This window comes from Serratia sp. JKS000199 (assembly GCF_900215455.1).
In the GTDB taxonomy this organism is placed as follows: Bacteria; Pseudomonadota; Gammaproteobacteria; order Enterobacterales; family Enterobacteriaceae; genus Serratia; species Serratia ureilytica.
Window position 1 is genome coordinate 22,758 of record NZ_LT907843.1, and the last position, 25,091, is coordinate 47,848.

25 protein-coding genes are annotated in these 25,091 nt (G+C 61.2%); 13 read left to right on the forward strand and 12 right to left on the reverse strand.

Features of this window, described 5'->3' with window-relative positions; all coding sequences use genetic code 11:
* Nucleotide 1: 1 nt before the first annotated feature.
* The 4 genes from ftsQ (at nt 2) to lpxC (ending at nt 4,356) form a co-directional block, all read left to right on the forward strand.
* Nucleotides 2–853 carry a cell division protein FtsQ gene (ftsQ, locus tag CPH57_RS00100; protein WP_004932761.1) on the forward strand — a complete coding sequence of 284 codons (852 nt, stop codon included), beginning with the start codon at nt 2–4 and terminating at the stop codon, nt 851–853.
* On the forward strand, nt 850–2,106 hold the full coding sequence (gene ftsA / locus CPH57_RS00105) for a cell division protein FtsA (RefSeq protein WP_004932758.1): 1,257 nt from the start codon (nt 850–852) through the stop codon (nt 2,104–2,106). The genes ftsQ and ftsA overlap by 4 nt, the downstream gene beginning before the upstream one ends.
* Nucleotides 2,107–2,180: 74 nt before the next feature.
* The gene (gene ftsZ / locus CPH57_RS00110; protein WP_004932757.1) at nt 2,181–3,335 is read left to right on the forward strand and encodes a cell division protein FtsZ; all 1,155 of its coding nucleotides are present in this window, start codon (nt 2,181–2,183) and stop codon (nt 3,333–3,335) included.
* Between the two features lie 103 nt (nt 3,336–3,438).
* Nucleotides 3,439–4,356 carry a UDP-3-O-acyl-N-acetylglucosamine deacetylase gene (lpxC, locus tag CPH57_RS00115; protein WP_004932754.1) on the forward strand — a complete coding sequence of 306 codons (918 nt, stop codon included), beginning with the start codon at nt 3,439–3,441 and terminating at the stop codon, nt 4,354–4,356.
* 114 nt (nt 4,357–4,470) lie between these two features.
* On the opposite strand, the gene CPH57_RS00120 is transcribed toward lpxC, so the two are convergent.
* A complete protein-coding gene (locus tag CPH57_RS00120; RefSeq protein ID WP_004932751.1) occupies nt 4,471–4,986 on the reverse strand; it encodes a DUF721 domain-containing protein in 516 nt (171 codons plus the stop codon).
* A gap of 26 nt (nt 4,987–5,012) precedes the next feature.
* Here CPH57_RS00120 and secM point away from each other — a divergent pair, with 26 nt between their 5' ends.
* The 3 genes from secM to mutT all read left to right on the forward strand — a co-directional run bounded on the left by secM (nt 5,013) and on the right by mutT (nt 8,819).
* Nucleotides 5,013–5,543: a secA translation cis-regulator SecM gene (gene secM, locus CPH57_RS00125; RefSeq protein WP_033641856.1), complete on the forward strand. Its 531-nt coding sequence runs from the start codon at nt 5,013–5,015 to the stop codon at nt 5,541–5,543.
* An 82-nt stretch (nt 5,544–5,625) separates the two neighbouring features.
* Nucleotides 5,626–8,334 carry a preprotein translocase subunit SecA gene (gene secA / locus CPH57_RS00130; protein ID WP_042783690.1) on the forward strand — a complete coding sequence of 903 codons (2,709 nt, stop codon included), beginning with the start codon at nt 5,626–5,628 and terminating at the stop codon, nt 8,332–8,334.
* Between the two features lie 80 nt (nt 8,335–8,414).
* On the forward strand, nt 8,415–8,819 hold the full coding sequence (gene mutT, locus CPH57_RS00135; protein ID WP_096241894.1) for an 8-oxo-dGTP diphosphatase MutT: 405 nt from the start codon (nt 8,415–8,417) through the stop codon (nt 8,817–8,819).
* A 39-nt stretch (nt 8,820–8,858) separates the two neighbouring features.
* On the opposite strand, the gene yacG is transcribed toward mutT, so the two are convergent.
* The 3 genes from yacG to coaE are packed head-to-tail and all read right to left on the reverse strand — an operon-like array spanning nt 8,859 to nt 10,474.
* Nucleotides 8,859–9,050, reverse strand: a complete 192-nt coding sequence (gene yacG / locus CPH57_RS00140; RefSeq protein ID WP_025301578.1) for a DNA gyrase inhibitor YacG — start codon at nt 9,048–9,050, stop codon at nt 8,859–8,861.
* Between the two features lie 51 nt (nt 9,051–9,101).
* Nucleotides 9,102–9,854: a cell division protein ZapD gene (zapD, locus tag CPH57_RS00145; RefSeq protein WP_033641859.1), complete on the reverse strand. Its 753-nt coding sequence runs from the start codon at nt 9,852–9,854 to the stop codon at nt 9,102–9,104.
* A 5-nt stretch (nt 9,855–9,859) separates the two neighbouring features.
* Nucleotides 9,860–10,474 carry a dephospho-CoA kinase gene (gene coaE / locus CPH57_RS00150; protein WP_047025205.1) on the reverse strand — a complete coding sequence of 205 codons (615 nt, stop codon included), beginning with the start codon at nt 10,472–10,474 and terminating at the stop codon, nt 9,860–9,862.
* A 362-nt stretch (nt 10,475–10,836) separates the two neighbouring features.
* Here coaE and CPH57_RS00155 point away from each other — a divergent pair, with 362 nt between their 5' ends.
* A complete protein-coding gene (locus CPH57_RS00155) occupies nt 10,837–11,880 on the forward strand; it encodes a GMP reductase (RefSeq protein WP_015376656.1) in 1,044 nt (347 codons plus the stop codon).
* Nucleotides 11,881–11,934: 54 nt separating this feature from the next.
* Here the strand turns inward: CPH57_RS00155 and hofC are convergent, their stop codons facing one another.
* The 4 genes from hofC to nadC form a co-directional block, all read right to left on the reverse strand.
* The gene (hofC, locus tag CPH57_RS00160; RefSeq protein WP_033651666.1) at nt 11,935–13,134 is read right to left on the reverse strand and encodes a protein transport protein HofC; all 1,200 of its coding nucleotides are present in this window, start codon (nt 13,132–13,134) and stop codon (nt 11,935–11,937) included.
* Nucleotides 13,131–14,573 (reverse strand): type II secretion system protein GspE, encoded by a 1,443-nt coding sequence (gspE, locus tag CPH57_RS00165; protein WP_089194285.1) that lies wholly within the window; start codon nt 14,571–14,573, stop codon nt 13,131–13,133. The genes hofC and gspE overlap by 4 nt, the downstream gene beginning before the upstream one ends.
* Before the next feature lie 5 nt (nt 14,574–14,578).
* Complete coding sequence (ppdD, locus tag CPH57_RS00170; RefSeq protein ID WP_033651664.1) at nt 14,579–15,016, reverse strand: prepilin peptidase-dependent pilin; 438 nt, start codon at nt 15,014–15,016, stop codon at nt 14,579–14,581.
* A gap of 189 nt (nt 15,017–15,205) precedes the next feature.
* Complete coding sequence (gene nadC / locus CPH57_RS00175; RefSeq protein WP_025301584.1) at nt 15,206–16,096, reverse strand: carboxylating nicotinate-nucleotide diphosphorylase; 891 nt, start codon at nt 16,094–16,096, stop codon at nt 15,206–15,208.
* Between the two features lie 84 nt (nt 16,097–16,180).
* Here nadC and ampD point away from each other — a divergent pair, with 84 nt between their 5' ends.
* Both ampD and ampE read left to right on the forward strand, forming a co-directional pair.
* Nucleotides 16,181–16,777: a 1,6-anhydro-N-acetylmuramyl-L-alanine amidase AmpD gene (gene ampD / locus CPH57_RS00180; protein ID WP_025301585.1), complete on the forward strand. Its 597-nt coding sequence runs from the start codon at nt 16,181–16,183 to the stop codon at nt 16,775–16,777.
* Nucleotides 16,777–17,631 carry a beta-lactamase regulator AmpE gene (gene ampE / locus CPH57_RS00185; RefSeq protein WP_033631795.1) on the forward strand — a complete coding sequence of 285 codons (855 nt, stop codon included), beginning with the start codon at nt 16,777–16,779 and terminating at the stop codon, nt 17,629–17,631. The genes ampD and ampE overlap by 1 nt, the downstream gene beginning before the upstream one ends.
* A 62-nt stretch (nt 17,632–17,693) precedes the next feature.
* Here ampE and hemL read toward each other — a convergent pair whose 3' ends face one another.
* A complete protein-coding gene (gene hemL / locus CPH57_RS00190) occupies nt 17,694–18,983 on the reverse strand; it encodes a glutamate-1-semialdehyde 2,1-aminomutase (RefSeq protein WP_096241895.1) in 1,290 nt (429 codons plus the stop codon).
* A 174-nt stretch (nt 18,984–19,157) separates the two neighbouring features.
* Between hemL and clcA the strand changes: the two genes are divergently transcribed.
* Nucleotides 19,158–20,597, forward strand: coding sequence for a H(+)/Cl(-) exchange transporter ClcA (clcA, locus tag CPH57_RS00195; protein ID WP_033641864.1), 1,440 nt, complete (start codon nt 19,158–19,160; stop codon nt 20,595–20,597).
* 89 nt (nt 20,598–20,686) lie between these two features.
* The gene (gene erpA, locus CPH57_RS00200; protein WP_033641865.1) at nt 20,687–21,031 is read left to right on the forward strand and encodes an iron-sulfur cluster insertion protein ErpA; all 345 of its coding nucleotides are present in this window, start codon (nt 20,687–20,689) and stop codon (nt 21,029–21,031) included.
* Between the two features lie 164 nt (nt 21,032–21,195).
* Here erpA and CPH57_RS00205 read toward each other — a convergent pair whose 3' ends face one another.
* The 3 genes from CPH57_RS00205 to mtnN are packed head-to-tail and all read right to left on the reverse strand — an operon-like array spanning nt 21,196 to nt 23,319.
* A complete protein-coding gene (locus tag CPH57_RS00205; protein ID WP_096241896.1) occupies nt 21,196–21,810 on the reverse strand; it encodes a TRIC cation channel family protein in 615 nt (204 codons plus the stop codon).
* Complete coding sequence (gene btuF / locus CPH57_RS00210) at nt 21,810–22,616, reverse strand: vitamin B12 ABC transporter substrate-binding protein BtuF (RefSeq protein ID WP_046688235.1); 807 nt, start codon at nt 22,614–22,616, stop codon at nt 21,810–21,812. The genes CPH57_RS00205 and btuF overlap by 1 nt, the downstream gene beginning before the upstream one ends.
* Before the next feature lies 1 nt (nt 22,617).
* The gene (mtnN, locus tag CPH57_RS00215) at nt 22,618–23,319 is read right to left on the reverse strand and encodes a 5'-methylthioadenosine/S-adenosylhomocysteine nucleosidase (protein WP_019455094.1); all 702 of its coding nucleotides are present in this window, start codon (nt 23,317–23,319) and stop codon (nt 22,618–22,620) included.
* Nucleotides 23,320–23,448: 129 nt separating this feature from the next.
* Between mtnN and dgt the strand changes: the two genes are divergently transcribed.
* A complete protein-coding gene (gene dgt / locus CPH57_RS00220) occupies nt 23,449–24,966 on the forward strand; it encodes a dGTPase (RefSeq protein WP_033641868.1) in 1,518 nt (505 codons plus the stop codon).
* The last annotated feature ends 125 nt before the right edge of the window (nt 24,967–25,091 follow it).

Sequence of the window (25,091 nt, forward strand, 5' to 3'; positions counted from 1 at the left end):
TATGTCGCAAGCTGCCCTGAATGCGCGCGATCGCGAGGTGGATAACGGCCCGCGCCGCAGCAATGGAACCCAGTTGGCGGGAATGATTTTCCTGCTGATGGTGTTGGGAACGGTCGTGTGGAGCGGTTGGGCGGTGCTTGGCTGGATGAAAGACGCCAGTCGCCTGCCGCTCTCAAGGCTGGTGGTGACCGGCGAACGCCATTACACCACCAACGATGATATTCGTCAGGCGATCCTGGCGCTGGGCGCGCCCGGCACCTTTATGACGCAGGATGTGGACGTCATCCAGCAGCAGATCGAACGTCTGCCGTGGATCAAGCAGGCCAGCGTGCGCAAACAATGGCCGGATGAGCTGAAGATCCATCTGGTGGAGTATGTCCCGGTGGCGCGCTGGAACGATTTGCACATGGTGGACGCCGAGGGCAAAGCGTTCAGCGTGCCGGCGGAGCGGGCGGGCAAGCAGAAGTTGCCGCTGCTCTACGGGCCGGAAGGGAGCGAGCAGGATGTGTTGGAAGGCTATCGGGCGATGAGCGCCACGTTGGCGGCCAGCAAATATACGCTGAAAATGGCGGCGATGACCGCGCGCCATTCCTGGCAGCTGGCGCTGGACAACGATGTCCGGCTTGAGCTGGGGCGCGATGACCGCAACGGGCGTTTGCAGCGGTTTATCGAGCTTTACCCGGTATTGCAGCAGCAGGGCCAGGCGGAGAGCAAGCGTGTCAGCTATGTCGATCTGCGCTACGAGTCCGGCGCTTCGGTAGGGTGGGCTCCGGTGTTGGTCGATCCGCAGGCGCTTGGCGGTCAGCAAAACAGTAATCAGCAACAGAATCAGGCACAGGCAAAACAACAATGATCAAGTCGACGGACAGAAAACTGGTAGTTGGACTGGAGATCGGTACTGCAAAAGTCTCCGCGTTGGTAGGGGAAGTTCTGCCCGATGGCATGGTCAACATTATCGGGGTGGGCAGTTGCCCGTCTCGCGGCATGGATAAGGGCGGCGTAAACGACCTGGAGTCGGTGGTGAAGTGCGTACAGCGCGCCATCGATCAGGCCGAGCTGATGGCGGACTGCCAGATCTCGTCGGTGTACCTGGCGCTGTCGGGCAAACACATCAGCTGCCAGAACGAAATCGGCATGGTGCCTATCTCGGAAGAGGAAGTGACGCAGGACGACGTGGAGAACGTGGTGCACACCGCCAAATCGGTGCGCGTGCGCGACGAACACCGCATCCTGCACGTGATTCCTCAGGAATACGCCATCGATTATCAGGAAGGCATCAAAAACCCGGTTGGGCTGTCCGGCGTGCGCATGCAGGCCAAGGTGCATCTGATTACCTGCCATAACGATATGGCGAAGAACATCGTCAAGGCCGTGGAACGTTGCGGCCTGAAAGTTGACCAACTTATTTTCGCCGGTCTGGCCGCGAGCTACGCGGTGCTGACCGAAGATGAACGCGAACTCGGCGTTTGCGTGGTGGATATCGGCGGCGGCACCATGGATATGGCGGTGTACACCGGCGGTGCGCTGCGCCACACCAAAGTGATCCCTTACGCCGGGAACGTGGTCACCAGCGATATCGCTTACGCCTTCGGCACGCCGCCGACCGACGCGGAAGCGATTAAAGTTCGACACGGTTGTGCGCTTGGGTCGATTGTTAGCAAGGATGAGAATGTAGAGGTGCCTAGCGTCGGGGGACGTCCTCCGCGCAGTCTGCAAAGACAGACGCTGGCTGAAGTCATTGAGCCACGCTACACCGAACTGTTGAATCTGGTTAACGATGAAATTTTGCAATTGCAGGAGCAACTGCGTCAGCAAGGGGTGAAGCATCATCTGGCGGCCGGTATCGTGCTGACCGGTGGCGCCGCCCAGATTGATGGCCTGGCAGCCTGTGCGCAACGGGTGTTCCACACCCAGGTACGCATCGGCCAACCCTTGAACATCACGGGTCTGACGGATTATGCGCAGGAGCCTTACTACTCGACGGCGGTAGGTCTGCTGCACTATGGAAAAGAGTCTCACCTGAGCGGTGAGACAGAAGTAGAAAAACGCGCCTCGGTGGGCAATTGGTTTAAACGCATCAATAGCTGGCTGAGAAAAGAGTTTTAATGTTTCAACAAAGAGATCATGCTGAGTAATCTTTTTATGATCTCGCAGCGACAGGCACAAAACGGAGAGAAACTATGTTTGAACCAATGGAACTAACCAATGACGCGGTGATTAAAGTCATCGGCGTCGGCGGCGGCGGTGGCAACGCCGTTGAACACATGGTGCGCGAGCGCATCGAAGGTGTTGAATTCTTCGCTGTGAACACGGACGCCCAGGCGCTCCGCAAAACGGCGGTTGGCCAAACCATCCAGATTGGTAGCGGTATTACCAAAGGTCTGGGTGCGGGCGCGAACCCGGAAGTGGGTCGCAATTCAGCGGAAGAAGACCGCGAAGCCCTGCGCGCAGCGCTGGACGGCGCAGACATGGTCTTCATCGCAGCCGGCATGGGCGGCGGCACCGGTACCGGTGCGGCGCCAGTGGTGGCTGAAGTGGCTAAAGATTTGGGTATTCTGACCGTGGCCGTGGTGACCAAGCCTTTCAACTTCGAAGGCAAAAAGCGCATGGCATTCGCGGAGCAGGGTATCGCTGAACTGTCCAAACACGTGGACTCACTGATCACCATCCCGAACGACAAGTTGTTGAAAGTTCTGGGGCGCGGCATCTCCCTGCTGGACGCGTTCGGCGCGGCCAACGACGTGCTGAAAGGCGCGGTGCAGGGTATCGCTGAGCTGATCACCCGTCCGGGCCTGATGAACGTCGACTTCGCCGACGTGCGCACCGTGATGTCCGAAATGGGCTACGCGATGATGGGTTCCGGTGTGGCTTGCGGTGAAGACCGCGCCGAAGAAGCGGCCGAAATGGCGATCTCCAGCCCACTGCTGGAAGACATCGACCTGTCCGGCGCGCGCGGCGTGCTGGTCAACATTACCGCCGGCTTCGACCTGCGTCTGGATGAGTTCGAAACCGTGGGTAACACCATCCGCGCGTTCGCGTCCGACAACGCTACCGTGGTTATCGGTACCTCGCTGGATCCGGAAATGAACGACGAACTGCGCGTAACCGTGGTTGCAACCGGTATCGGTATGGACAAGCGTCCTGAAATCACCCTGGTGACCAATAAGCAGGCCAGCCAGCCGGTGATGGATCACCGTTATCAGCAGCACGGCATGTCGCCTCTGCCGCAGGAAGTGAAACCTGCCGCGAAGGTGGTCAACGACCAAGCTGCGCAGCCGAATAAAGAGCCCGACTATCTTGATATTCCAGCCTTCCTGCGTAAACAGGCAGACTAAGAATATCCTGAGAATTTGGAATCTCCGCTCTTTGTGCTAAACTGTCCCGCCAGCCATGCTGTATGCTTGGCTGGTAGGATGGATAACATTGCGAGATAAAACGATGATCAAACAAAGGACATTAAAACGTATTGTTCAGGCGACTGGCGTCGGTTTGCATACCGGCAAGAAAGTCACGCTGACAATGCGCCCAGCGCCGGCTAATACCGGGGTCATCTATCGTCGCACTGACTTGAATCCACCGGTTGATTTTCCGGCTGATGCAAAATCCGTGCGTGATACCATGCTCTGTACTTGCCTGGTGAATGAGCATGACGTGCGTATTTCGACCGTTGAGCATCTTAACGCCGCGCTGGCTGGGCTGGGCATCGACAACATCGTCATCGAAGTCGACGCCGCTGAAATCCCAATCATGGACGGCAGCGCCAGTCCGTTCGTGTTCTTGCTGCTGGATGCCGGCATCGAAGAACTGAACTCGGCGAAGAAATTCCTGCGTCTGAAAGAGACCGTACGCGTTGAAGATGGCGACAAGTGGGCCGAGCTGTCCCCGCATAACGGGTTCCGCCTGGACTTCACCATCGACTTCAACCACCCGGCCATCGACGCCAGCTCTCAGCGCTATCGTCTTGATTTCTCGGCTGAGTCGTTCGTGCGTCAAATCAGCCGCGCGCGCACCTTCGGGTTCATGCGTGATATCGAATACCTGCAGTCCCGCGGCCTGGCCTTGGGCGGCAGCTTCGACTGCGCCATCGTGGTAGACGACTACCGCGTGCTGAACGAAGACGGTCTGCGTTTCGAAGACGAATTCGTACGTCACAAAATGCTGGACGCCATCGGCGACCTGTTCATGTGCGGCCACAACATCATTGGCGCGTTCACCGCGTTCAAGTCTGGCCACGCGCTGAACAACAAACTGCTGCAGGCCGTGCTGGCCAAGCAGGAAGCGTGGGAATACGTGACCTTCCAGGACGAGGCAGAAATGCCATTGGCATTCAAGGCACCGTCTACCGTATTGGCGTAAGGTCTGCATTCCTCGCCTGCGAATAACGGCAGGCGCATCCCCTGAGAGCCTGAGAATTCAGGCTCACGATGGTGTGGTGCCGGCTGTCCGGTATTTTGCAGTCCGTGTCGCTGATTACTTATCACGACTGGTTGTGTTGGTACCCTCTCCGGCCAATGCAGCCAGCCGTTCCAATATCTTGCGCAGTTTCTCTGGGCTACGGCTCGCCAATCCCCTCAGCTCTTCCGCACTCTCCAGACTCAAATGCCGCATCGGCACGGGTTTTTCCGGCGCTTTTTCGGCGTTTTGCACCTGGTTGCTGCCTTTCGCCATCAAGGCCGGATTAATCCTGATGTCGATCGACGACAATGATGGTAGAATTTGCGCTCGTAGTGCAGACAGCAAAGCGGGTTGTTCGTAGCGCAAGCGCATCATCCAACTGGCATTTGCCGTTTCGAGCACTAAAATACCCTGTCGGAAATTCGCGACGCGGCACCAGGGATGCAGGGGAGCGGGCAACAGGCCCTTCACTGCACGGTTAAGCTTGAGCAGCGCCACCGCGCGTTGCTGGACGTTATGCAGCGGCCCTTTGCTGCCGGCAGACGCGTCGTCGAACAGGACATCTAATAATTGTGGACGGCTATCGCGCATAATGGGCTCCGGCGGATTATAAACTCGTGATCGGTATTCTAAATCGTTGGCGACAATTTGGCAGACGTTATTTCTGGCCCCATCTCCTGTTAGGGATGGTTGCGGCCACGCTTGGCGCGCCTTCCAATTTGTCCGGCGCGCCCGATCAGGCCGCATTGCCGAGCACATCGTCCAGCCTTAACCGGCAAAATTCGGCCAACGGCACCTTCAACAGCCTGGCCCTGCTGCAGGACGCGCATCGCCGTCCTACCTTCAGCGTAGATTATTGGCAGCAACATGCGCTGCGCACCGTCATTCGTCACCTCTCTTTCGCGCTGGCGCCGCAGGCGGTTTATGCGCGTGTGCAGGAGAGCGAAGCCGAAGCGGAACCCCCTTTGCAGGTAGCGCAACTGGCGCTGCTTTCTACTCTAAACGCGCTGCTGACGCACGAGCCGAAGCCGCCGACCATCATTCGCCACACCCACCTTGAGGTGCTGCCAACGCTGGCGCGGCACCAGACCGGCCTGTGGGTGGCGCAGGTGCAGGGCATTCGCGCCGGGCCCGTCGCCCTCGTCTGATTTCGCCCTTTGGGCACAAAAACCATAAATAATAGCAAGTTGACTGCCGTGCTCGGCGGTCATGACAGAGATATCAAACATCATGTTAGTGAAATTATTAACCAAAGTTTTTGGCAGCCGTAACGATCGTACCCTGCGCCGCATGCGCAAAGTGGTTGAGCAGATCAACCGCATGGAACCGGACATGGAAAAGCTGTCCGATGACGAGTTGAAAGCGAAAACCAACGAATTCCGCGCGCGCCTGGAGAAGGGCGAATCGCTGGAAAGCCTGATCCCGGAAGCCTTCGCCGTGGTGCGTGAGGCGAGCAAGCGCGTGTTCGGCATGCGTCACTTCGACGTGCAGCTGCTGGGCGGCATGGTACTGAACGACCGCTGCATCGCCGAGATGCGCACCGGTGAAGGTAAAACCCTGACCGCGACGCTGCCGGCCTACCTGAACGCCCTGAGCGGCCGCGGCGTGCACGTCGTGACCGTCAACGACTATCTGGCGCAGCGCGACGCCGAAAACAACCGTCCGCTGTTCGAGTTCCTCGGTCTGAGCATCGGCATCAACCTGCCGGGCATGCCGGCGCCGGCCAAGCGCGAAGCTTACGCTGCCGACATCACCTACGGCACCAACAATGAGTACGGCTTCGACTACCTGCGCGACAACATGGCGTTCAGCCCGGAAGAGCGCGTGCAGCGCAAACTGCACTATGCGCTGGTGGATGAGGTGGACTCCATCCTGATCGATGAAGCGCGTACGCCGCTGATCATCTCCGGCCCGGCAGAAGACAGCTCCGAGATGTACATCAAGGTCAACAAGCTGATCCCTAAACTGATCCGCCAGGAAAAAGAAGACTCCGACACCTTCAAAGGTGAAGGGCACTTCTCGGTGGACGAGAAGGCGCGTCAGGTACACCTGACCGAACGCGGCCTGATCCTGATTGAAGAGATGCTGGTGGAAGCCGGCATCATGGATGAAGGCGAATCGCTATACTCGCCGACCAACATCATGCTGATGCACCACGTTACCGCCGCGCTGCGCGCTCACGTGCTGTTCACCCGCGACGTGGACTACATCGTGAAAGACGGCGAAGTGATCATCGTCGATGAGCACACCGGCCGTACCATGCAGGGCCGCCGCTGGTCCGACGGTCTGCACCAGGCGGTGGAAGCCAAAGAAGGCGTGGAGATCCAGAACGAGAACCAGACGCTGGCTTCGATCACCTTCCAGAACTACTTCCGTCTGTACGAGAAGCTGGCCGGGATGACCGGTACCGCCGATACCGAAGCCTTCGAATTCAGCTCGATCTACAAGCTGGACACGATCGTGGTGCCAACCAACCGTCCGATGATCCGTAAGGATATGCCGGATCTGGTGTACATGACCGAGAAAGAGAAGATCGGCGCCATCATTGAAGACATCCGCGAGCGTACCGCCAAAGGCCAGCCGGTGCTGGTGGGGACCATCTCGATTGAGAAATCCGAAGTGGTGTCCCGAGAGCTGACCAAAGCGGGCATCGACCACAAGGTGTTGAACGCCAAATTCCACGCCATGGAAGCGGACATCGTCGCCCAGGCCGGCCAGAGCGGTGCGGTGACCATCGCCACCAACATGGCGGGCCGTGGTACCGATATCGTGCTGGGCGGCAGCTGGCAGGCCGAAGTGGCGCTGCTGGAAGAACCGACCGAAGAGCAGATCGAAGCTATCAAAGCCGCCTGGAAAGAGCGCCACGACGCGGTGCTGGCGGCGGGCGGCCTGCATATCATCGGCACCGAGCGCCATGAATCGCGCCGTATCGATAACCAGCTGCGCGGCCGTTCCGGTCGTCAGGGCGACGCCGGTTCATCCCGCTTCTACCTGTCGATGGAAGATGCCCTGATGCGTATCTTCGCCTCGGATCGCGTGTCCGGCATGATGCGTAAACTGGGCATGAAAGAAGGCGAAGCGATTGAGCACCCGTGGGTGACCAAGGCGATCGCCAACGCGCAGCGCAAAGTGGAAAGCCGCAACTTCGATATCCGTAAGCAACTGCTGGAATACGACGACGTCGCCAACGATCAGCGCCGCGCCATCTACAGCCAGCGTAACGAATTGCTGGACGTGTCCGACGTGAGCGAAACCATCGCCAGCATCCGCGAGGACGTGTTCAAGAGCACCATCGACAACTACATCACGCCGCAGTCGCTGGAAGAAGAGTGGGACATTCAGGGGCTGGAAGAGCGTCTGAAGAACGACTTCGATCTGGAGATGCCGATCGCCCAGTGGCTGGACAAAGAGCCGGAGCTGCACGAAGAGACGCTGCGCGAACGTATTCTGGAGAACGCCAAAGAGCAGTACCTGCGTAAGGAAGAAGTGGTCGGCAGCGAAATGATGCGCAACTTCGAGAAGGGCGTGATGCTGCAGACGCTGGATTCCCTGTGGAAAGAGCACCTGGCGGCGATGGACTACCTGCGTCAGGGCATCCACCTGCGCGGCTATGCGCAGAAGGATCCGAAGCAGGAGTACAAGCGCGAATCCTTCAACATGTTCGCCACCATGCTGGAATCGCTGAAATATGAAGTGATCAGTGTGCTGAGCAAGGTACAGGTGCGGATGCCGGAAGAGGTGGAAGCGCTGGAACAGCAGCGCCGTGAAGAGGCCGAGCGTCTGGCGCAGCAGCAACAGCTGAGCCACCACGACGAGAACGCGCTGGTGACCGAAGATCCGAACGCGCCGGCGACCGCCGAGCGCAAAGTGGGCCGCAACGATCCTTGCCCATGCGGTTCCGGCAAGAAATACAAGCAGTGCCACGGCCGCCTGCAGTAATGCCGGCCGCGGTTGACCGATAATACCCGGGGGTTCAGCTTGCTGAGCCCCTGTTTTTTGGCACCCATCAGGAGGGTGAGATGAAACATCTGAATATCGCCGTGGGCATCATCCGCAATGCTCAACGGGAGATCTTTATTACCCGCCGCGCCGCTGACGCGCACATGGCCGGATTTTGGGAGTTTCCCGGCGGCAAGATCGAACCGGGTGAGACGCCGGAACAGGCGCTGAACCGCGAGCTGCGTGAAGAGACCGGTATCGAAGCCGAGCGTGCCGAACTGCTGGAGGTGGTGGAACATCGCTTCAGCGATCGCATCGTGACGCTGAATTTTTATCTGGTGGAGCATTGGGCGGGCGAGCCGTTTGGCCGTGAGGGGCAGCCGATGCGCTGGGTAAAACAGGCGGAGCTGCGTGAAGAGGAGTTCCCGGAAGCCAACGCCGGCATTATCCAACTGCTGGTGGCGCAGGCTGGCGCCGCGCAATAACACTATCGGCCTGGCGTGCGCCAGGCCTTCAATCGGCGATTAGCGGTCGTCGAGTTCGCTCCAGTCCTCACTTTCCGACAGATCGCTGTTGCTCGGAATGCGCTTCTCTTCATCGGCCCACTCGCCAAGATCGATCAGCTGGCAGCGCTTGCTGCAAAACGGCCGGAACGGGCTGACTTCGCCCCAAACCACGCCGGTGCCACAGGTTGGGCATTTCACTACGGTCGTCATAACGGTTCCTTACGCCTTCTGGCGGTGCTGAGAAGGCTTGCTTTCATGAGTTCAACAACAGGCCAGTTCGAACGTCAGGCGTTCAGGCACCATGCCATGTTCGCTGTCCAACGGCAGGAAACGAATGGCATAACGCGTCTTGTGGCCGGAAATTTGCGGATAAAGCTGCGGCGCCAGATGAAGGCGCAGGCGCAGCAGGTCCGCCCCTTCGGCGTTGTCCTGGAAAAAGCCGTTCAGACTGATTTGATTGCGGAACGGCCCCGACTGACGGATCAGATCCAGCACCATGATCAGCGCCTGGTTCAGCGGATCCAGCGACTGCAGCCAGGCGGCGACGTCGGCATCGCGATCCTGCTGCGGCGCATGCATCCACATGTGCAGGGTCGGCAAATCGAAGCTGCAGCAGCCGCCGGGAATGTTCAGACGCTGGCGCACCAGGCCGATCAGCCGGTCTTCACGCAGTGCCTGACCGAGGCGCGGTGCCGCCATCAGCGCCGATGAACGCGATTTCAACTGGCCGCGCAACTGCTCGATCAGCGCCATATCCACGCCCGGCACATCGGCCCAGGCCAACAGTTTTTGCTGCTGACGCTCCAGCTCTTTGAGCAGTTCGGTGCGTACCTCGCCGCGCTCCAGTACGTCCAGCAAATCGGAGACGGTGCGGAAAAAGGTAAGGGCGATGGCGGTTTCGCTCAGGGCGCGCTGGCCGTGCAGCTGTTGCAGTAAAAACTCGATGCGCAGCCAGGTACGCATTTTTTCGTTCAGCGGATGTTCAAAGAGAACGGTTGGGGAAACATCACTCATGCAGTTTAATCCTGTTGGGGCGCTGTTGCCGCCAGTTCAAGGTAGCGACGATGCAGTGCGGCGACCCGTGGCTCTATCCCCTGAGCGGCGCCGCTGTTGTCAATAATGTCATCCGCCACGGCGAGGCGCTGCTGGCGCGTGGCCTGGGCGGCGAGAATGCTCTGCGCTTGCTCGCGGCTGATGCCGTCGCGCGCGATGGTGCGAGCCAACTGGGTTTCGGTGTCGACGTCGATCACCAGCACCCGGTCGGCGCGATCCTGCAGGCCGTTTTCCACCAGCAGCGGCACGACCCACAGCGCGTACGGGCTGGCCGCCTGCGCCAGTTGGCGTTGGGTCTCGCGGTGTATCAGCGGATGCAGCAGTTGGTTCAGCCAGGTTTTATCATCGGGGCGGCTGAAGATGCGCTGACGCAGCGCAGCGCGGTTGAGCGCGCCGTCCGGCAGCAACATTTCATTACCAAATCGCTCGGCGATCGCGGCCAGAGCAGGGGTGCCCGGCTCAACGACCTGACGGGCGATCACGTCGGCATCGACAATGGCTGCGCCGTGGCGCGCAAAGGCGTTCGCAACGGTCGTTTTGCCGCTGCCTATGCCCCCGGTCAACGCAACAATGTAGGCCATGGTGTTAGGTGCATCCGATGTTCATAAAAAAATAATAGACGAATCATAAAGCGATCGCGCAGAAGTGCAAGTCGGCAGGCGGCGCTTGCGCCTCGGCCCCGTTTGGACGGCGAGAAAAAGCGCAGCGGCACGGCAGAAATGAGCGGGCAATCACACTGCGATTATGCAGGTAAATTTGTCGGATTGTAGCGTAAATAAAGGCGAATTCGCAGTCTTGTTCGGCGATTATTAGCGCGTATTATAACGTCACTGGAACTGGCATTAATCTCGCCGTCATCTTTCCGCGCCACGGGAAAGCGGTCGGGCAGAGGTTCGAATATCCTCCTTGCGATCCGTCGCCATTAACCAGGAAATCATAAGTCATGCGTATTGAAGAAGATTTGAAGTTAGGCTTTAAAGACGTGTTGATCCGCCCTAAGCGTTCCACGTTGAAAAGCCGTTCCGAGGTTGAACTGGAACGTCAGTTTACCTTCAAGCATTCAGGTTGCAGCTGGTCCGGCGTGCCGATTATCGCCGCCAACATGGACACGGTGGGCACCTTCCGCATGGCTGAGGCCCTGGCTTCTTTCGACGTTCTCACCGCCGTACACAAACATTACAGCGTCGAGCAATGGGCTGACTTCGTGCAGCGCATGCCGGAATCGGTGCTGCGCCACGTGATGGTGTCCACCGGCACCTCAGAAGCCGACTTCGCCAAAATGCAGCAGATCCTGGCCCTGTCTCCGGCGCTGAAATTCATCTGTATCGACGTGGCCAACGGCTACTCTGAACACTTCGTCGCCTTCCTGCAGAAAGCGCGCGAAGCCTGCCCGAATCACGTCATCTGCGCCGGCAACGTAGTGACCGGCGAGATGGTGGAGGAGCTTATCCTCTCCGGCGCCGACATCGTTAAAGTCGGCATCGGGCCGGGATCGGTATGCACCACCCGCGTGAAGACCGGCGTGGGCTATCCGCAGCTGTCGGCAGTGATCGAATGCGCCGATGCGGCCCACGGGCTGGGCGGCCAAATCGTCAGCGACGGCGGCTGCTCGGTGCCGGGCGATGTCGCCAAAGCCTTCGGCGGCGGCGCGGACTTCGTGATGCTGGGCGGTATGCTGGCCGGCCACGACGAGTGCGAAGGCACCGTGGTGGAAGAGAACGGCGAGAAATTCATGCTGTTCTACGGCATGAGCTCCGAGTCAGCGATGAAGCGCCACGTCGGCGGCGTGGCGGAGTATCGCGCGGCCGAAGGCAAAACCGTCAAGCTGCCGCTGCGAGGCGAGGTGGAGTTCACCGTGCGTGATATCCTCGGCGGCCTGCGTTCCGCCTGCACCTACGTCGGCGCCGAGCGTTTGAAAGAGCTGACCAAGCGCACCACCTTTATCCGCGTGGCGGAGCAGGAAAACCGCGTCTTCGGCAGCAAATAAGCCGCACCTTGCATTCGGGCGCAGCGCACCGCGGCGCCCGCTATCCTTTTACCCTTATCCCAACACGCTGCCCAGTTGAAAGATAGGCAGATACATGGCGATCACCAAAGCGCCGACAATCCCACCTACCACCAGCATCAGCAGCGGCTCCAGCGTTTGCGCCAGCGTATCGGCCAGCTCGTGCGTCTGCCGTTCATACCACTGCGCCAATTTATCCAGCAAGGCGTCCAGTGAACCGGACTCTTCGCCCACCCGCACCAGCTGCCGGCACAGCGGCGGAAACAGCGGTTGCAGGCCCAGGGCATGATGAAAGGCTTCGCCTTCGGCGATCTGCCGTTGCACCTGCTCCAGCGCCTGTTTGTACAGCAGATGGTCAGCCGCCAACGCCGCCGCGTTCAACCCTTCCACCAGCGTCAGCCCGGCGCGTTGGGTCATGGTCAGGATGCGAAATGTTTGGCTCAGCGCGCCGCCGCTCACCAGCCGGGCGATCAGCGGCAGGCGCAGCAAGAGAGCCTGTTCACGTCTGCGCCACGGCGGGCGCGGGTGCAGCCAGCGGCCATAGCCGAACAGCGACGCGCCCAGCAGCAGCGCCAGATAGGGGCCGGTGGCGATCAACTGCGCAGACAATGCCAGCAACCCTTGGGTAAACCAGGGCAGCGGCGCATCGAACGATTGATAAACCTTGGCGAATTCCGGCAGCACCATCACCAGCATCAACACGCTGACCATCAGCGCCACCGCGCAGATGAAGAGGGGATAACGCAGCGCTTTGGTCACCTTGCGGCGCAGCAGCAACTGGGCCTCCTGTTGTTGCGCCAGCTGCAGGCAGCAGCGATCGAGGTTGCCGGTCAGTTCACCGATGGCGATCAGCTGGCGATAGATCAGGGGAAAAATCCCCGGTTGTTCGGCGAGGGTTTCGGAAAGCGGTTGCCCTTCGCGCACCTGGTCGGCCAGCTGGCGCAACAGGCAGCGCCAGGCTGCCGAAGGATGCTCTGCTGCCAGCAACTGCAGCGCATTGACCAGCGGCAACCCCGCCTGCAGCAGAGTGGCGAGCTGGCGGGTGAAGTGGATTAACGGTTCTCCACGCCATTGGCCGGGCGTAACGCGTTTGCCGTGCCCGATTCGGCACGGTTGCAGGCCTTGTTCGATCAGCAACCGGCTCACCTGCCGTTTTTCCTCGCTCATCAGTTCGCCGCGGCGTAAGGCGCCCTGTGCGTCGAAAGCCTGCCAAAGAAACAGCCGGCGCGCTTTCATGGCGCGGCTATGCCAGGCTGGACGACGTCGATCACGCGGTACAGTTCTTCCAGCGAGGTCGTGCCTTCGGCGGCCAGCGCCAGGCCCGCTTGCAGCAGCGAAAGCTGCCCCTGTTCGCGGGCGATATCCGCCAGCAGACTGGGAGCGGCGTTCGCCAGCAATGCCGCCTGTATTTCCGGCGTAATGGCCAACAGTTCATACACGCCGATGCGCCCATAGTAACCGCCGAAGCAATGCTCGCAGCCATCGGCGCGCCAGACAGTGAGCGGTTCCGGCCAGATCGCGCTGGGAAAATGCGTCGGCTGGCTGTGCGGATAGCGGCAGTGGCGGCACAGTCTACGCACCAACCGCTGCGCGACGATCAGCTTCAGACAGCCGGCGAGCAGGTAGCCGGGGATCCCCATGTGCATCAGCCGCGTCAGGGTTTCGCCGGTGGAGTTGGTATGCAGCGTCGACAGCACCAGGTGGCCGGTTTGCGCGGCCTTGACCGCGATCTCGGCGGTTTCCGCATCGCGGATCTCGCCGATCATGATGACGTCTGGATCCTGGCGCAGCAGGGCGCGCAGCACCCGGGCGAAGCTCAGCTCGGTTTTTGCGTTGATCTGGGTCTGATTAACGCCGAACAGCGGGATCTCGACCGGATCCTCGACGCTGCACAGGTTGCTCTGCGCATCGTTCAACTGGCGCAGACCGCTGTACAGCGTCACCGTTTTGCCGCTGCCGGTCGGGCCGGTCACCAGGATCAACCCTTGCGGGCAGGCCAGCGCCGTCGCGTAGTGCGCCAGATCCGCCCGGCTCATGCCTAACTGATCCAGCGGCAGTTCTTGTTGCTCGCCCTGCTGAACGCGCAGCACCACCTTTTCGCCGTGCAGCGTCGGCAGAGTGGCGATACGCATGGCATAGCGCGCGCTGTCCAGCGTCAGGCTGAGCTGCCCGTCCTGAGGCTGACGGCGCTCGGCGATATCCAACTGGCCGAGGATCTTCAGCCGGGCGATGAGGCGCGCGGTCAGCTGCGGCGGCGGTGAGGCGAGGGTTTGCAGCACGCCGTCGATGCGCAGACGAATGCGAAAATGCTGCCGAAAAGGCTCGAAGTGGATGTCAGAGGCGCGGCGCTGGATGGCCAGGCGCAGCGTCTGGTTGATGAATTGCACCACCGGCGCATCGCCGTCGTCGGGGTAGGCGATGTCGGTCGTGTCCTCTTCGGCCGCCAGCGGCGCCGAGAGCGGTTCGTGGCGCTGGTTAAGCGCCAGCTCCAACCTGGCCGCCGGCCATTGTTCCAGATGGATGCGTTTACCGGTGGCGAAACGCAGCGCCGCCAGCAGCCCCTGCGGCGCTTCTTCGCTGAGCGCGACCGTCAAGGTGGTCGGGTCCTCGCTCAGCGCCAGCGCCTGATAGCGCCGACACAGGGTGTGAACCTCTTCGCTGATTTGCGCGTTCATCGCCGTTACTCCGCCGCGTCGTCGAAGCGGAAGACTTCCCGGCACACCTCAACCAGCGTCGCGTTTTCGCTGCTGCACAGCCGGGTCCAGCGGGTCAGCCCATCGGCGTTCGACTTGGGGGTTAACGCCACCGCCAGCCCCTGCAGCGTTTGGGTGCCGGTCAGCGTGATTACGCCTTTAACGACTTTCACCCCGCTGACGTAACGCGACGCGCCGCCGCTGGGAATGCCTTTGCTGCCGGCTTCACAGCCGGCGGGCGCGCCTTCATCCAGCACGCACAACTCGACCGCCAGCTTATATGGCGCCATGGTTTGCAGCATGTCGGTCATCGCCGCTTTCTGGATGTAGCGCTGGTAGGCGGGAATGCCGATGGCGCTGAGGATGGCGATGATGGCGATCACCACCATCAGTTCGATCAGGCTAAAGCCGCGTTGCGTTTCCATGCGTTGTTTCCTCCATAAGGGTGTGGAAGACAACGGTAGCGGTTTGCGCGGGGGAACGGCGAGCGGGTTTTACGCGTTTCTCGGCGTACTTCCATCAGTATTGATGTCGTTTGCAACGGAGGAAAAAACGGTGCGAGGGGCTTCGCAAATCTGCGTTAACGCCCCCGGCGGCGGCCGGGGGCGAGGGGATCATTTGAAGCGCATCGACAGATCGAGCGCGGTCACATGTTTGGTCAGCGCGCCGACCGAAATGTAATCCACGCCGGTCTCGGCGAAGGTGCGCAGCGTCTCGCTGGTGACGTTGCCGGACACCTCCAGCTGGGCGCGGCCCTGGGTTTGGGCGACCGCCTGACGCATCATCTCGACGCTGAAGTTGTCCAGCATGATGATGTCGGCGCCGGCGTCCAGCGCCTGCTGCAGCTCATCGAGCGACTCGACTTCCACTTCCACCGGCACGTCGGCGTGCAGCCAGAAGGCTTTTTCCACCGCGTTTTTGATCGAGCCGGAGGCGATGATGTGGTTTTCCTTGATCAGGAAGGCATCGGACAGCCCCAGCCGGTGGTTGCTGCCGCCCCCGCACAGCACGGCGTATTTCAGCGCGGTGCGCAGGCCGGGCAAGGTCTTGCGGGTATCGAGCAGGCGAGTCTGGGTGCCTTCCAGCAGAGCCACGTAGCGGCTGACCTCGGTCGCCACGCCGGAGAGCATCTGCACGAAGTTCAGCGCGGTGCGCTCGCCGGTCAACAGCACCCGCGCAGGGCCGCGCAGCCGGCAAAGCGGTTGGTTCGGTATCAGACGGTCGCCGTCTGCCACCAGCCACTCCACCTGCACCTGGTTGCCCAACTGAATAAAGACTTCGTTCAGCCAGCGGCGGCCGCAGAACACGCCGGCTTCGCGGGTAATGACGGTGGCTTCGGCCTGCTTGTCCGCCGGTAACAATTGCGCGGTAATATCGCGCCCGGCGTCAACTTCACCTCCCAGGTCTTCGCGCAGCGCCTGGGCGACGGAATAGGGAATATCACTTTCAATACGTTCAAGAAGCTCGGTGCGGCGACGGTCGGCACTGTAGCGGCGTGTCGGCATGGAAAACTCCGAAATGGACGGTTAGTTCGTAGGGGAACATGCTACTCTGTTGCAGGAATAAGTACCACCGCAGAGAGGTGTCTGATGCAGTTGGAAAATGGCTGGATTGTCGGGGTGACGCGAGTGGTTTCGCCGCACTGCGATCGGCGCCCGGATGACGAGCCGCCCTCGCTGCTGGTCATCCATAACATCAGCCTGCCGCCCGGCGAATTCGGTGGCCCCTATATCGACCAGCTGTTCACCGGCACGCTCGATCCCGCGCAGCACCCTTATTTCGCCGAGATCCATCAGCTGCGAGTGTCTGCGCACTGTCTGATCCGCCGCGACGGGGAGATCGTGCAGTATGTGCCCTTCGACCAGCGCGCGTGGCACGCGGGCGTTTCTCTGTATCAGGGGCGCGAACGGTGCAACGATTTCTCCATCGGCATCGAGCTGGAAGGCACCGACCAGTTAGCCTACACCGAGGCGCAATATCGCACGCTGCAGGCGGTCACCGCGCTGCTGGCCGAACACTATCCGCCGTTGGCGGCGCATATCGCCGGGCATTGCGATATCGCCCCCGGCCGCAAAACCGATCCCGGGCCGGCGTTCGATTGGGATCGCTATCTGGCATCTCTGGAACAACGCGGCGCGCCCGCCGACGCTATGCTTGAGACAAGAAAAAGGGAGAGGAATCGCTAATGACGCTGTTTACGCTGTTGCTGGTTTTGGCCTGGGAGCGCCTGTTCAAGCTGGGGGAACACTGGCAGCTGGATCATCGCCTCGAAGTGGTATTTCAGCGGCTGCATCGGGTTTCGCTGGCGCAGACGCTGGCGATGACCGCCGCCTGGATGGTGATCGTCTGGGGCGTTCTGTGGTTGTCGCACGGGTTATTCTTCGGCGTGGTGACGCTGCTGCTGTGGATCGTCATCGATCTGCTGTGCGTCGGCGCCGGCATCAAGCGCAAACACTATCGCGCCTACCTGAAAGCGGCGCGGCAGGGGGATACCCATGCCAGCGATCAGATGGCGGAAGAGCTGGCGTTGATCCACGGTTTGCCGGTGGACTGCAGTGAAGAGCTGCGCCTGCGCGAGCTGCAAAACGCGCTGCTGTGGATCAACTTCCGTTATTACCTGGCGCCGCTGTTCTGGTTCGTGGTCTTTGGGCCGTACGGGCCGATCGCGCTGGCGGGATATGCCTTCCTGCGCGCCTATCAAACCTGGCTGGCGCGCCACAATACGCCGCTGGAGCGTTCGCAGTCGGGCATTGATCATCTGCTGAACTGGCTGGACTGGATCCCGGTGCGTTTGGCCGGGGTGGCCTATGCGTTGTTCGGCCACGGCGAGCGCGCGTTGCCGGCCTGGTTCGCCTCACTCGGCGATCGGCATTCGTCGTCGTATCAGGTGTTGACGCGGCTGGCGCAGTTCTCGCTGGCGCGCGATCCGCATATGGACCCGGTGCAAACGCCGCGGGCGGCGGTGACGCTGGCGCGCAAGGTGACGATGATCATCGTGGTGGTGGTGGCGCTGTTGACCATTTACGGCACGCTGCTGTAAACCGCCGTGAAAAACAAAACGGGCGCCTCGGCGCCCGTTTCTTTTTGGCCATCCGGCCGGGATTACAGCTTGGCGAAGCAGCGACGCGCGGCGTCGATGGTGCGCTGGATGTCTTCCTTGCTGTGCGCCACGGACATGAAACCCGCTTCGAAGGCGGACGGCGCGAGATACACCCCCTCTTCCAGCATCAGGTGGAAGAAGCGCTTGAAGCGTTCCACGTCGCACTGCATCACGTCCTGGTAGCAGGTGACCGCCGGCGCGTCGGTGAAGAACAGGCCGAACATGCCGCCGACGTTGTTGACCACCAATGGAATATTCTCTTCCTGCGCCGCGTGCAGCAGGCCAGCGGACAGCATCTCGGTCAGTTCGGTCAGCGTCTGGTGCACGCCAACCTGCGACACTTCGGTCAGGCAAGCGTAGCCCGCCGCCATGGCGATCGGGTTGCCGGACAGGGTGCCCGCCTGGTAGACCGGGCCGGTCGGCGCCAGCGCGTCCATCACCTCGCGACGGCCGCCGAAGGCGCCCACCGGCATGCCGCCGCCGATGATTTTTCCGAGGCAGGTCAGATCCGGCTCGACGCCGTAATAGGATTGCGCGCCGGCCAGCGCGACGCGGAAGCCGGTCATCACTTCGTCGATGATCAAGAGCGCGCCGTACTTGTCGCACAGGGCGCGCAGGCCCGGCAGGAATTCCGGCAGCGGTGGCACGCAGTTCATGTTGCCGGCGACCGGCTCGACGATGATACAGGCGATCTCGGACGGGTACTGTTCGAAGGCGGCGCGCACCGAATCCAGATCGTTATAGGTGCAGGTCAGGGTGTGTTTGGCGAAGTCGGCCGGCACGCCCGGTGAGTTCGGCTGGCCGAGGGTCAGCGCGCCGGAGCCGGCTTTCACCAGCAGGCAGTCGGCGTGGCCGTGGTAGCAGCCTTCGAACTTGATGATTTTATCGCGGTTGGTGTAGCCGCGCGCCAGGCGGATAGCGCTCATGGTGGCTTCGGTGCCCGAGTTCACCATGCGCACCATATCCATCGTCGGCACCAGTTCGGTGACCAGCTGCGCCATTTTGACTTCCATCTCGGTCGGCGCGCCGAAGCTCAGGCCGCGCTGCGCCGCTTCAATCACCGCGTCGCGGATCGCCGGGTGGTTATGCCCCAGCACCATCGGCCCCCAGGAACCGACATAGTCGATATAGGCCTTGCCGTCGGCATCGAACAGGTAAGCCCCGTCTGCGCGCTCGATAAACAGCGGCACACCGCCCACGCCGGTGAATGCACGCACCGGAGAGTTTACCCCGCCGGGGATCAACTGTTGCGCCTGGGCGTACAGACTTTCGGACTTGCTGTGTAGGCTCATAAATCGGCTCCTGGATTCTCTTTTGAATGATTTGACCGCGCTATTCTAGAGGAGAGCGCCGCGTTATGAAACGATCACAGTCAGATACCATTAACGGCAGCGCCCGCCGCCGGGTTGGGGTAGAATTATCGCCCTGCCTATTTGTATTACAAATTACCTGACGAATCACTCGCGATGACAGAATCACAATCACAGCCAGTCGGGACGTTGAGCCCGCGTCTTAGCCGCAGCGATGCGGTGCGCCAGTTTATCCGCCGCGATAAAACGCCGGTGGCGATCCTGTTGATGGCCGCGCTGGTGGGGACGCTGGCCGGTTTGCTCGGCGTGGCCTTCGATAAAGCGGTGGAGTGGGTGCAGCAGCAGCGGCTGGCTTCGCTGGCGCAGGTCGCCGACTTCTGGATCCTGGTGTGGCCGCTGGCGTTTATCTTGTCCGCCGCGCTGGCGGCGCTGGGTTATTACCTGGTGCGGCGCTTTGCGCCTGAGGCTGGCGGTTCGGGCATTCCGGAGATCGAAGGCGCGCTGGAGGAGCTGCGGCCGGTGCGCTGGTGGCGCGTGATACCGGTGAAATTCATCGGCGGCATGGGAACGCTGGGGGCGGGCATGGTGCTGGGGCGCGAAGGGCCTACGGTACAGATGGGCGGCAACGTCGGGCGCATGGTATTGGACGTGCTGCGCATTCGCGGCGCCGAGGCGCGCCATTCGCTGCTGGCGACCGGGGCCGCCGCCGGGCTGTCCGCCGCGTTCAACGCGCCGCTGGCCGGCATTCTGTTTATCATCGAAGAGATGCGGCCGCAGTTTCGCTACAACCTGATCTCGATTAAAGCGGTGTTTATCGGCGTTATCATGTCGAGCGTGGTGTTCCAGCTGTTCAACGGCCAAGGCTCGGTGATCGCGGTCGGCAAACTCGCCTCGGCGCCCATCAACACCTTGTGGCTCTATCTGGTGCTGGGCGCGATATTCGGCGCGGTGGGTGTGGGATTCAACGCGCTGATCTTTCGCACTCAGGACATGTTCGCGCGCCTGCACGGCGGCAGAATGCGCAATGTGCTGCTGATGGGCGGGCTGCTCGGCGGCGTGTGCGGCATTCTGGGGCTGATCCAGCCGGAGGCGGCGGGCGGCGGCTTTGGGCTGATCCCGATCGCCGCGGCGGGCAATTACAGCGTCGGCATGTTGATGTTCATTTTCATTACCCGCATCTTCACCACGCTGCTGTGCTTCGGTTCCGGCGCGCCGGGCGGCATCTTTGCGCCGATGCTGGCGCTGGGCACGCTGTTCGGCACCGCCTTCGGGCTGGCGGGGGCGCATTTGTTCCCGCAGTACGGCATCGAGGCGGGCACTTTCGCCATCGCCGGCATGGGGGCGTTGTTCGCCGCCACGGTGCGCGCCCCGCTGACCGGTATCGTGTTGGTGCTGGAAATGACCGACAACTACCAGCTGATTTTACCGATGATCATCACCTGCCTCGGCGCTACGGTGGTGGCGCAACTGCTCGGCGGCAAGCCGCTGTATTCGTCGATCCTGGCGCGCACCCTGCAACGGCAGGAGGCGCAGTTGGCGCGGGAAGCGGCGGAGAAAACAAGTAAAGAAAATACAACAAATGCGGTGAATACTTGAACGCAACACTCAGGTATCGGATAATCGTTAATATTAATCAGGCAGCCCTGGTCGCGATCTGATGCTGAACAATGTTGGGAGTAAAGAGTATGAGTGATGAAACGGCACTGCCCCTGCAATTTACCGAGGCAGCAGCAAACAAGGTCAAGTACCTGATTGCTGACGAAGAAAATCCGAACCTGAAGTTGCGGGTTTACATTACCGGCGGCGGCTGCAGCGGATTCCAGTACGGTTTCACTTTTGACGACAAGGTCAACGATGGCGACATGACCATCGAGAAGCAGGGCGTGGCGCTGGTGGTCGATCCGATGAGCCTGCAGTATCTGGTTGGCGGTTCGGTGGACTACACCGAAGGGCTGGAAGGATCGCGCTTCGTGGTGACCAACCCGAATGCCAAAACCACCTGCGGTTGCGGTTCGTCGTTCAGCATCTGAGTTTGCCTGTCAGAATATCAACCCGCTCGCTTTCCGGCCGGCGGGTTTTTTTATGCCTACCACTCCACGAGGATCACTGCCACGCCGTTCTCCTGGGCCGGTGGGCTGTGGATGATATTCGGCTGTGCCGTCGCGTGGCTGCATTCGCCCCGCAGGGCGGCGGCTCAGCGTTCGAGAATAAAGGCGGGCAGCTTGAGGTGCCAGCGGATGGCCGCCAGCCGAATGGCCAGCGTGATGACCATGCCCAGCATCATGGCTTGTTGCAGCGGCATGTTTAAGGTGTAAAACGCCGTGGCGTGCGCGATGCCACCGATGATGCAGGCAGTGGCGTAAATTTCGGTGCGCAGGATCATCGGGATCTCGCGCGCCAGCACGTCGCGGATAATGCCGCCGCCGACGCCGGTGATCACCCCCATGCAGATCGCCACCAGCGGGCCGGTACCGGCCGCGAAAGCCTTGTTGACGCCGATGCCGACGAACACCGCCAGCCCGACGGCATCGAGCACCGGCAGCACCCATTTCGGCAGGCGGCGCGGCTGGCGCACCAGCAGCAGCGTCAATACGCAGGTGATCATCGCCACCACCAGATCGGTGGGATCCTTGACCCAGAACACCGGGCCGTTGGCCAGCGCCATATCGCGGATGGTGCCGCCGCCGACCGCGGTAACCACGCCCAACACCAACACGCCGAACGGATCCATGCGCAGTTTGCCGGCCAGCAGTACGCCGGAGACGGCGAACACCGCCGTACCGAGAATATCCAACCAGAACACCAGCATCAGCGGATCTCCGCCAGCTGGCGGCACAGTTGCTGCGCCGCCAACAGCAGCCGCGGGCCGCCGCGATTGAACCAGTCTTCATTCAGCGCGATCACCGGCACCTGCAGCTGCGGCGCCCAGAAGGCTTTCACATTGGCGGCCTCTTTCGCGCCGCCGGTGATGACGATGGCCTGGGGTTGGCGCGCCAGCACCTGCTCGCGGCTGATCTGCGGCCAAGGCGTGCGGCTGTCGGCGAAGACGTTCTGCGCGCCGCACAGCGCCAACACCTGGCTCTGCAGCGTGGCGCCGGAGCTGGTGAACAGCGGCTGGGTGCCGAACTGCAGCAACACGCGTCGCGGAGGATTATCGGCGTACTGTTGTCTGAGAGCAGCGAACTGACGGCGAAGGCCGGCGGCGGCCTGATGCGCCTGGTCCGGGTGCGGGCTGTATTGCGCCAGCTTATCCAGCAAGCCGGCGATCCCTTCGAGATTATCGGCGTCCGCATAGAAGATCGGGATGCCGAATGCGGCGAGCTGATCCAGCACGCGCTGCGGATTGCCGCCGCGCCAGGCGAGGATCAGATCCGGCTTGAGCGCCAGCACCCGCTCCAGATTGATGCCCTGCCAGGAGGCCACCTGCTCCAGCCTGGCGGCCTGCGGCGGATAATCGGAATAGGCGCTCGCCGCCACCAGCACCTCGCCCATGCCGGCGGCATAGGCGAGTTCGGTCGCATTGGGCGCCAGGCTGATCACTCGCTGGGCGGCCCCGGCCGGCAGGGCTAGCCAGAACGCCAGCAGCCAGAGCGCCGAGGTGAAGCGCAGCCTCACATCAACCGCGCTTGGCCAGGGTTTGCAGCATGGCGTTGACCATCAGCGTAGACTGCTTGGCCGCTACCACCAGGAACTCGTCAAAGCTCATGTGCGACTCGCTGTCGGCGACGTCGGAAATGGCGCGCACCACCACGAACGGCGTGCCGAACAGATGGCAGACGTGGGCGATCGCCGCGGCTTCCATTTCCACGGCGGCGACGCGCGGGAAGGTGGCGCGGATGCGCGCCAGCGGCTCGGCGCCGTTGATGAAGGCGTCACCGCTGCAGATCAGGCCGCGCACCGCGTGCAGATCCAGCTGTTTGATGCAGCTTTCCGCCAGCGCGATCAGTGCGTCGTCGGCGACGAACGCCGCCGGGCAGCCGGCCATCTGGCCCGGCTCGTAGCCGAAGGCGGTGACGTCGGCGTCGTGGTAGCGCACTTCTTCCGACACTACGATATCGCCCACGCGCAGCGTGCTGGCCAGGCCGCCGGCGGAGCCGGTATTGATCACCACGTCCGGGCTGCAGTGCTCCAGCAGCAGGGTGGTGCCCATGGCTGCGGAGACTTTGCCGATGCCGGATTTCAGCAGGGCCACTTCAACGCCGCCGATCTGGCCGGTGTAGATTTCGCAGCCCGCGCGCTGGATGGTTTGACGGTTTTCGATTTGATCGCGCAGCAGGGTGACTTCCTGCTCCATTGCGCCGATGATGCCTACTTTCATAAATAACACTCGCTGATTGGCCGTGAGAATTGCGGCATAGTCTATCATGGCTGTGTATCAGAGATAATGCGTTGCATCCGCCGCCGGGAATTGTTATCACGGGGGCAGGGCGCAACGGCGGAGAAACAGATGTCCGGGATCGACTTCAAGCAAAAAATCAGCTTCCAACGGCCTTTCAGCAAACCGATCGAGGCCGAGGAAGAGTACGACATCGTGCGGCAGTTCGAGAGCGATCGCGGGCGCATCGTCAACTCGGCCGCCATTCGCCGTTTGCAGCAAAAAACCCAGGTGTTTCCGCTGGAGCGCAACGCGGCGGTGCGCAGCCGCCTGACGCACTCGATGGAGGTGCAGCAGGTCGGGCGCCATATCGCCAAAGAGATCCTCAACCGCTTCAAACAGGCGGGTAAGATCGATGAATTCGGCCTGACCCGGCTGCTCGATCCGTTTGAGAGCATCGTGGAAATGGCCTGTCTGATGCACGATATCGGCAATCCGCCGTTCGGTCACTTCGGCGAGTCGGCGATCAACGACTGGTTCACCCAGCGGCTCGATCCTGCCAGCTGCGGCAGCGAGCCGGGCAGTCACGATCGCTGCCAGGTCGCGTCGCTGCGGCTGCATGAAGGGGAGAGCGATCTGAACCGGCTGCGCAGCCGGATCCGTCAGGATCTCAGCCATTTCGAGGGCAACGCCCAGGCGATCCGCATGGTGTACAGCCTGCTGAAACTCAATCTGACCTACGCGCAGGTCGGCTGCATTTTGAAATACACCCGCCCGGCTTATTGGGCGGGCGACATCCCCGCCAGCCACAGCTATTTGATGAAAAAGCCCGGCTATTATCTGGCGGAAGAAGCCTTTGTCGATAGGCTGCGGCGCGAGCTGCACATGGGCGAGTTCGATCGTTTTCCGCTGACCTACATCATGGAGGCCGCCGACGATATCTCGTACTGCGTGGCCGATCTGGAAGACGCGGTGGAGAAGAGCATTTTCACCGTCGAGCAGCTGTATCAGCATCTGATTCAGGAGTGGGGCGAGGTGGCGCCGGGCGATCTGTTCGACAAGACCGTCGCCAGCGCGTTTCGCAAGATCGACCGCGGCGGCGCGCGGCGCAGCGCGGAAGATCAGTTCTTCATGTATCTGCGGGTGTTTACCGTGGCGCGGCTGGTGCCGCACGCGGCGCAGCGCTTTATCGACAATCTTGACGCGGTTTATCAGGGCAGTTTCAATCAGGCGCTGCTGGAAGATTCCAGCCCGGCCTATCAGCTGCTGAAAATATTTAAAAATGTGGCGTTCAAGCACGTGTTCAACCACCCGGAGGTCGAGCAGCTCGAGCTGCAAGGCTACCGGGTGATCAGCGGCCTGCTGGACATTTACAGCCCGCTGCTGGCGATGTCGCTGGCGGACTTCAGCCGGTTGGTGCGCGAGGACAGCCATCGCGCTTACCCGATCGAAACGCGCCTGTTCCACAAGCTGTCCACCAAGCATCGGCTGGCTTATGTGGAGGCGGTAGAAGGGCTGCAGCATTTATCGCCGGAGCAGCAAACCATTCGGGAATATTATTTCCGCGCGCGTTTATTGCAGGACTATATCAGCGGAATGACCGACCTTTATGCCTATGATGAATATCGTCGATTAATGGCGGCGGAATAATTAAGCGGAGGAATAATTATCAGCAATTCCAACCGGTTGGCTGTCTCGAGTTTTGTAAAGACGAACAATATTTGTTTACTATTGCCAATCATCTGTGCCGGAACTTCGGGCTATTAATTAACTCT

Excerpts from the sequence above, each read along its gene's own strand:
- ftsQ (WP_004932761.1), top strand. The coding sequence starts at position 2 with ATGTCGCAAGCTGCCCTGAATGCGCGCGATCGCGAGGTGGATAACGGC.
- ftsA (WP_004932758.1), top strand. The coding sequence starts at position 850 with ATGATCAAGTCGACGGACAGAAAACTGGTAGTTGGACTGGAGATCGGT.
- ftsZ (WP_004932757.1), top strand. The coding sequence starts at position 2,181 with ATGTTTGAACCAATGGAACTAACCAATGACGCGGTGATTAAAGTCATC.
- lpxC (WP_004932754.1), top strand. The coding sequence starts at position 3,439 with ATGATCAAACAAAGGACATTAAAACGTATTGTTCAGGCGACTGGCGTC.
- CPH57_RS00120 (WP_004932751.1), bottom strand. The coding sequence starts at position 4,986 with ATGCGCGATAGCCGTCCACAATTATTAGATGTCCTGTTCGACGACGCG.
- secA (WP_042783690.1), top strand. The coding sequence starts at position 5,626 with ATGTTAGTGAAATTATTAACCAAAGTTTTTGGCAGCCGTAACGATCGT.
- mutT (WP_096241894.1), top strand. The coding sequence starts at position 8,415 with ATGAAACATCTGAATATCGCCGTGGGCATCATCCGCAATGCTCAACGG.
- yacG (WP_025301578.1), bottom strand. The coding sequence starts at position 9,050 with ATGACGACCGTAGTGAAATGCCCAACCTGTGGCACCGGCGTGGTTTGG.
- zapD (WP_033641859.1), bottom strand. The coding sequence starts at position 9,854 with ATGAGTGATGTTTCCCCAACCGTTCTCTTTGAACATCCGCTGAACGAA.
- coaE (WP_047025205.1), bottom strand. The coding sequence starts at position 10,474 with ATGGCCTACATTGTTGCGTTGACCGGGGGCATAGGCAGCGGCAAAACG.
- CPH57_RS00155 (WP_015376656.1), top strand. The coding sequence starts at position 10,837 with ATGCGTATTGAAGAAGATTTGAAGTTAGGCTTTAAAGACGTGTTGATC.
- hofC (WP_033651666.1), bottom strand. The coding sequence starts at position 13,134 with ATGAAAGCGCGCCGGCTGTTTCTTTGGCAGGCTTTCGACGCACAGGGC.
- gspE (WP_089194285.1), bottom strand. The coding sequence starts at position 14,573 with ATGAACGCGCAAATCAGCGAAGAGGTTCACACCCTGTGTCGGCGCTAT.
- ppdD (WP_033651664.1), bottom strand. The coding sequence starts at position 15,016 with ATGGAAACGCAACGCGGCTTTAGCCTGATCGAACTGATGGTGGTGATC.
- nadC (WP_025301584.1), bottom strand. The coding sequence starts at position 16,096 with ATGCCGACACGCCGCTACAGTGCCGACCGTCGCCGCACCGAGCTTCTT.
- ampD (WP_025301585.1), top strand. The coding sequence starts at position 16,181 with ATGCAGTTGGAAAATGGCTGGATTGTCGGGGTGACGCGAGTGGTTTCG.
- ampE (WP_033631795.1), top strand. The coding sequence starts at position 16,777 with ATGACGCTGTTTACGCTGTTGCTGGTTTTGGCCTGGGAGCGCCTGTTC.
- hemL (WP_096241895.1), bottom strand. The coding sequence starts at position 18,983 with ATGAGCCTACACAGCAAGTCCGAAAGTCTGTACGCCCAGGCGCAACAG.
- clcA (WP_033641864.1), top strand. The coding sequence starts at position 19,158 with ATGACAGAATCACAATCACAGCCAGTCGGGACGTTGAGCCCGCGTCTT.
- erpA (WP_033641865.1), top strand. The coding sequence starts at position 20,687 with ATGAGTGATGAAACGGCACTGCCCCTGCAATTTACCGAGGCAGCAGCA.
- CPH57_RS00205 (WP_096241896.1), bottom strand. The coding sequence starts at position 21,810 with ATGCTGGTGTTCTGGTTGGATATTCTCGGTACGGCGGTGTTCGCCGTC.
- mtnN (WP_019455094.1), bottom strand. The coding sequence starts at position 23,319 with ATGAAAGTAGGCATCATCGGCGCAATGGAGCAGGAAGTCACCCTGCTG.
- dgt (WP_033641868.1), top strand. The coding sequence starts at position 23,449 with ATGTCCGGGATCGACTTCAAGCAAAAAATCAGCTTCCAACGGCCTTTC.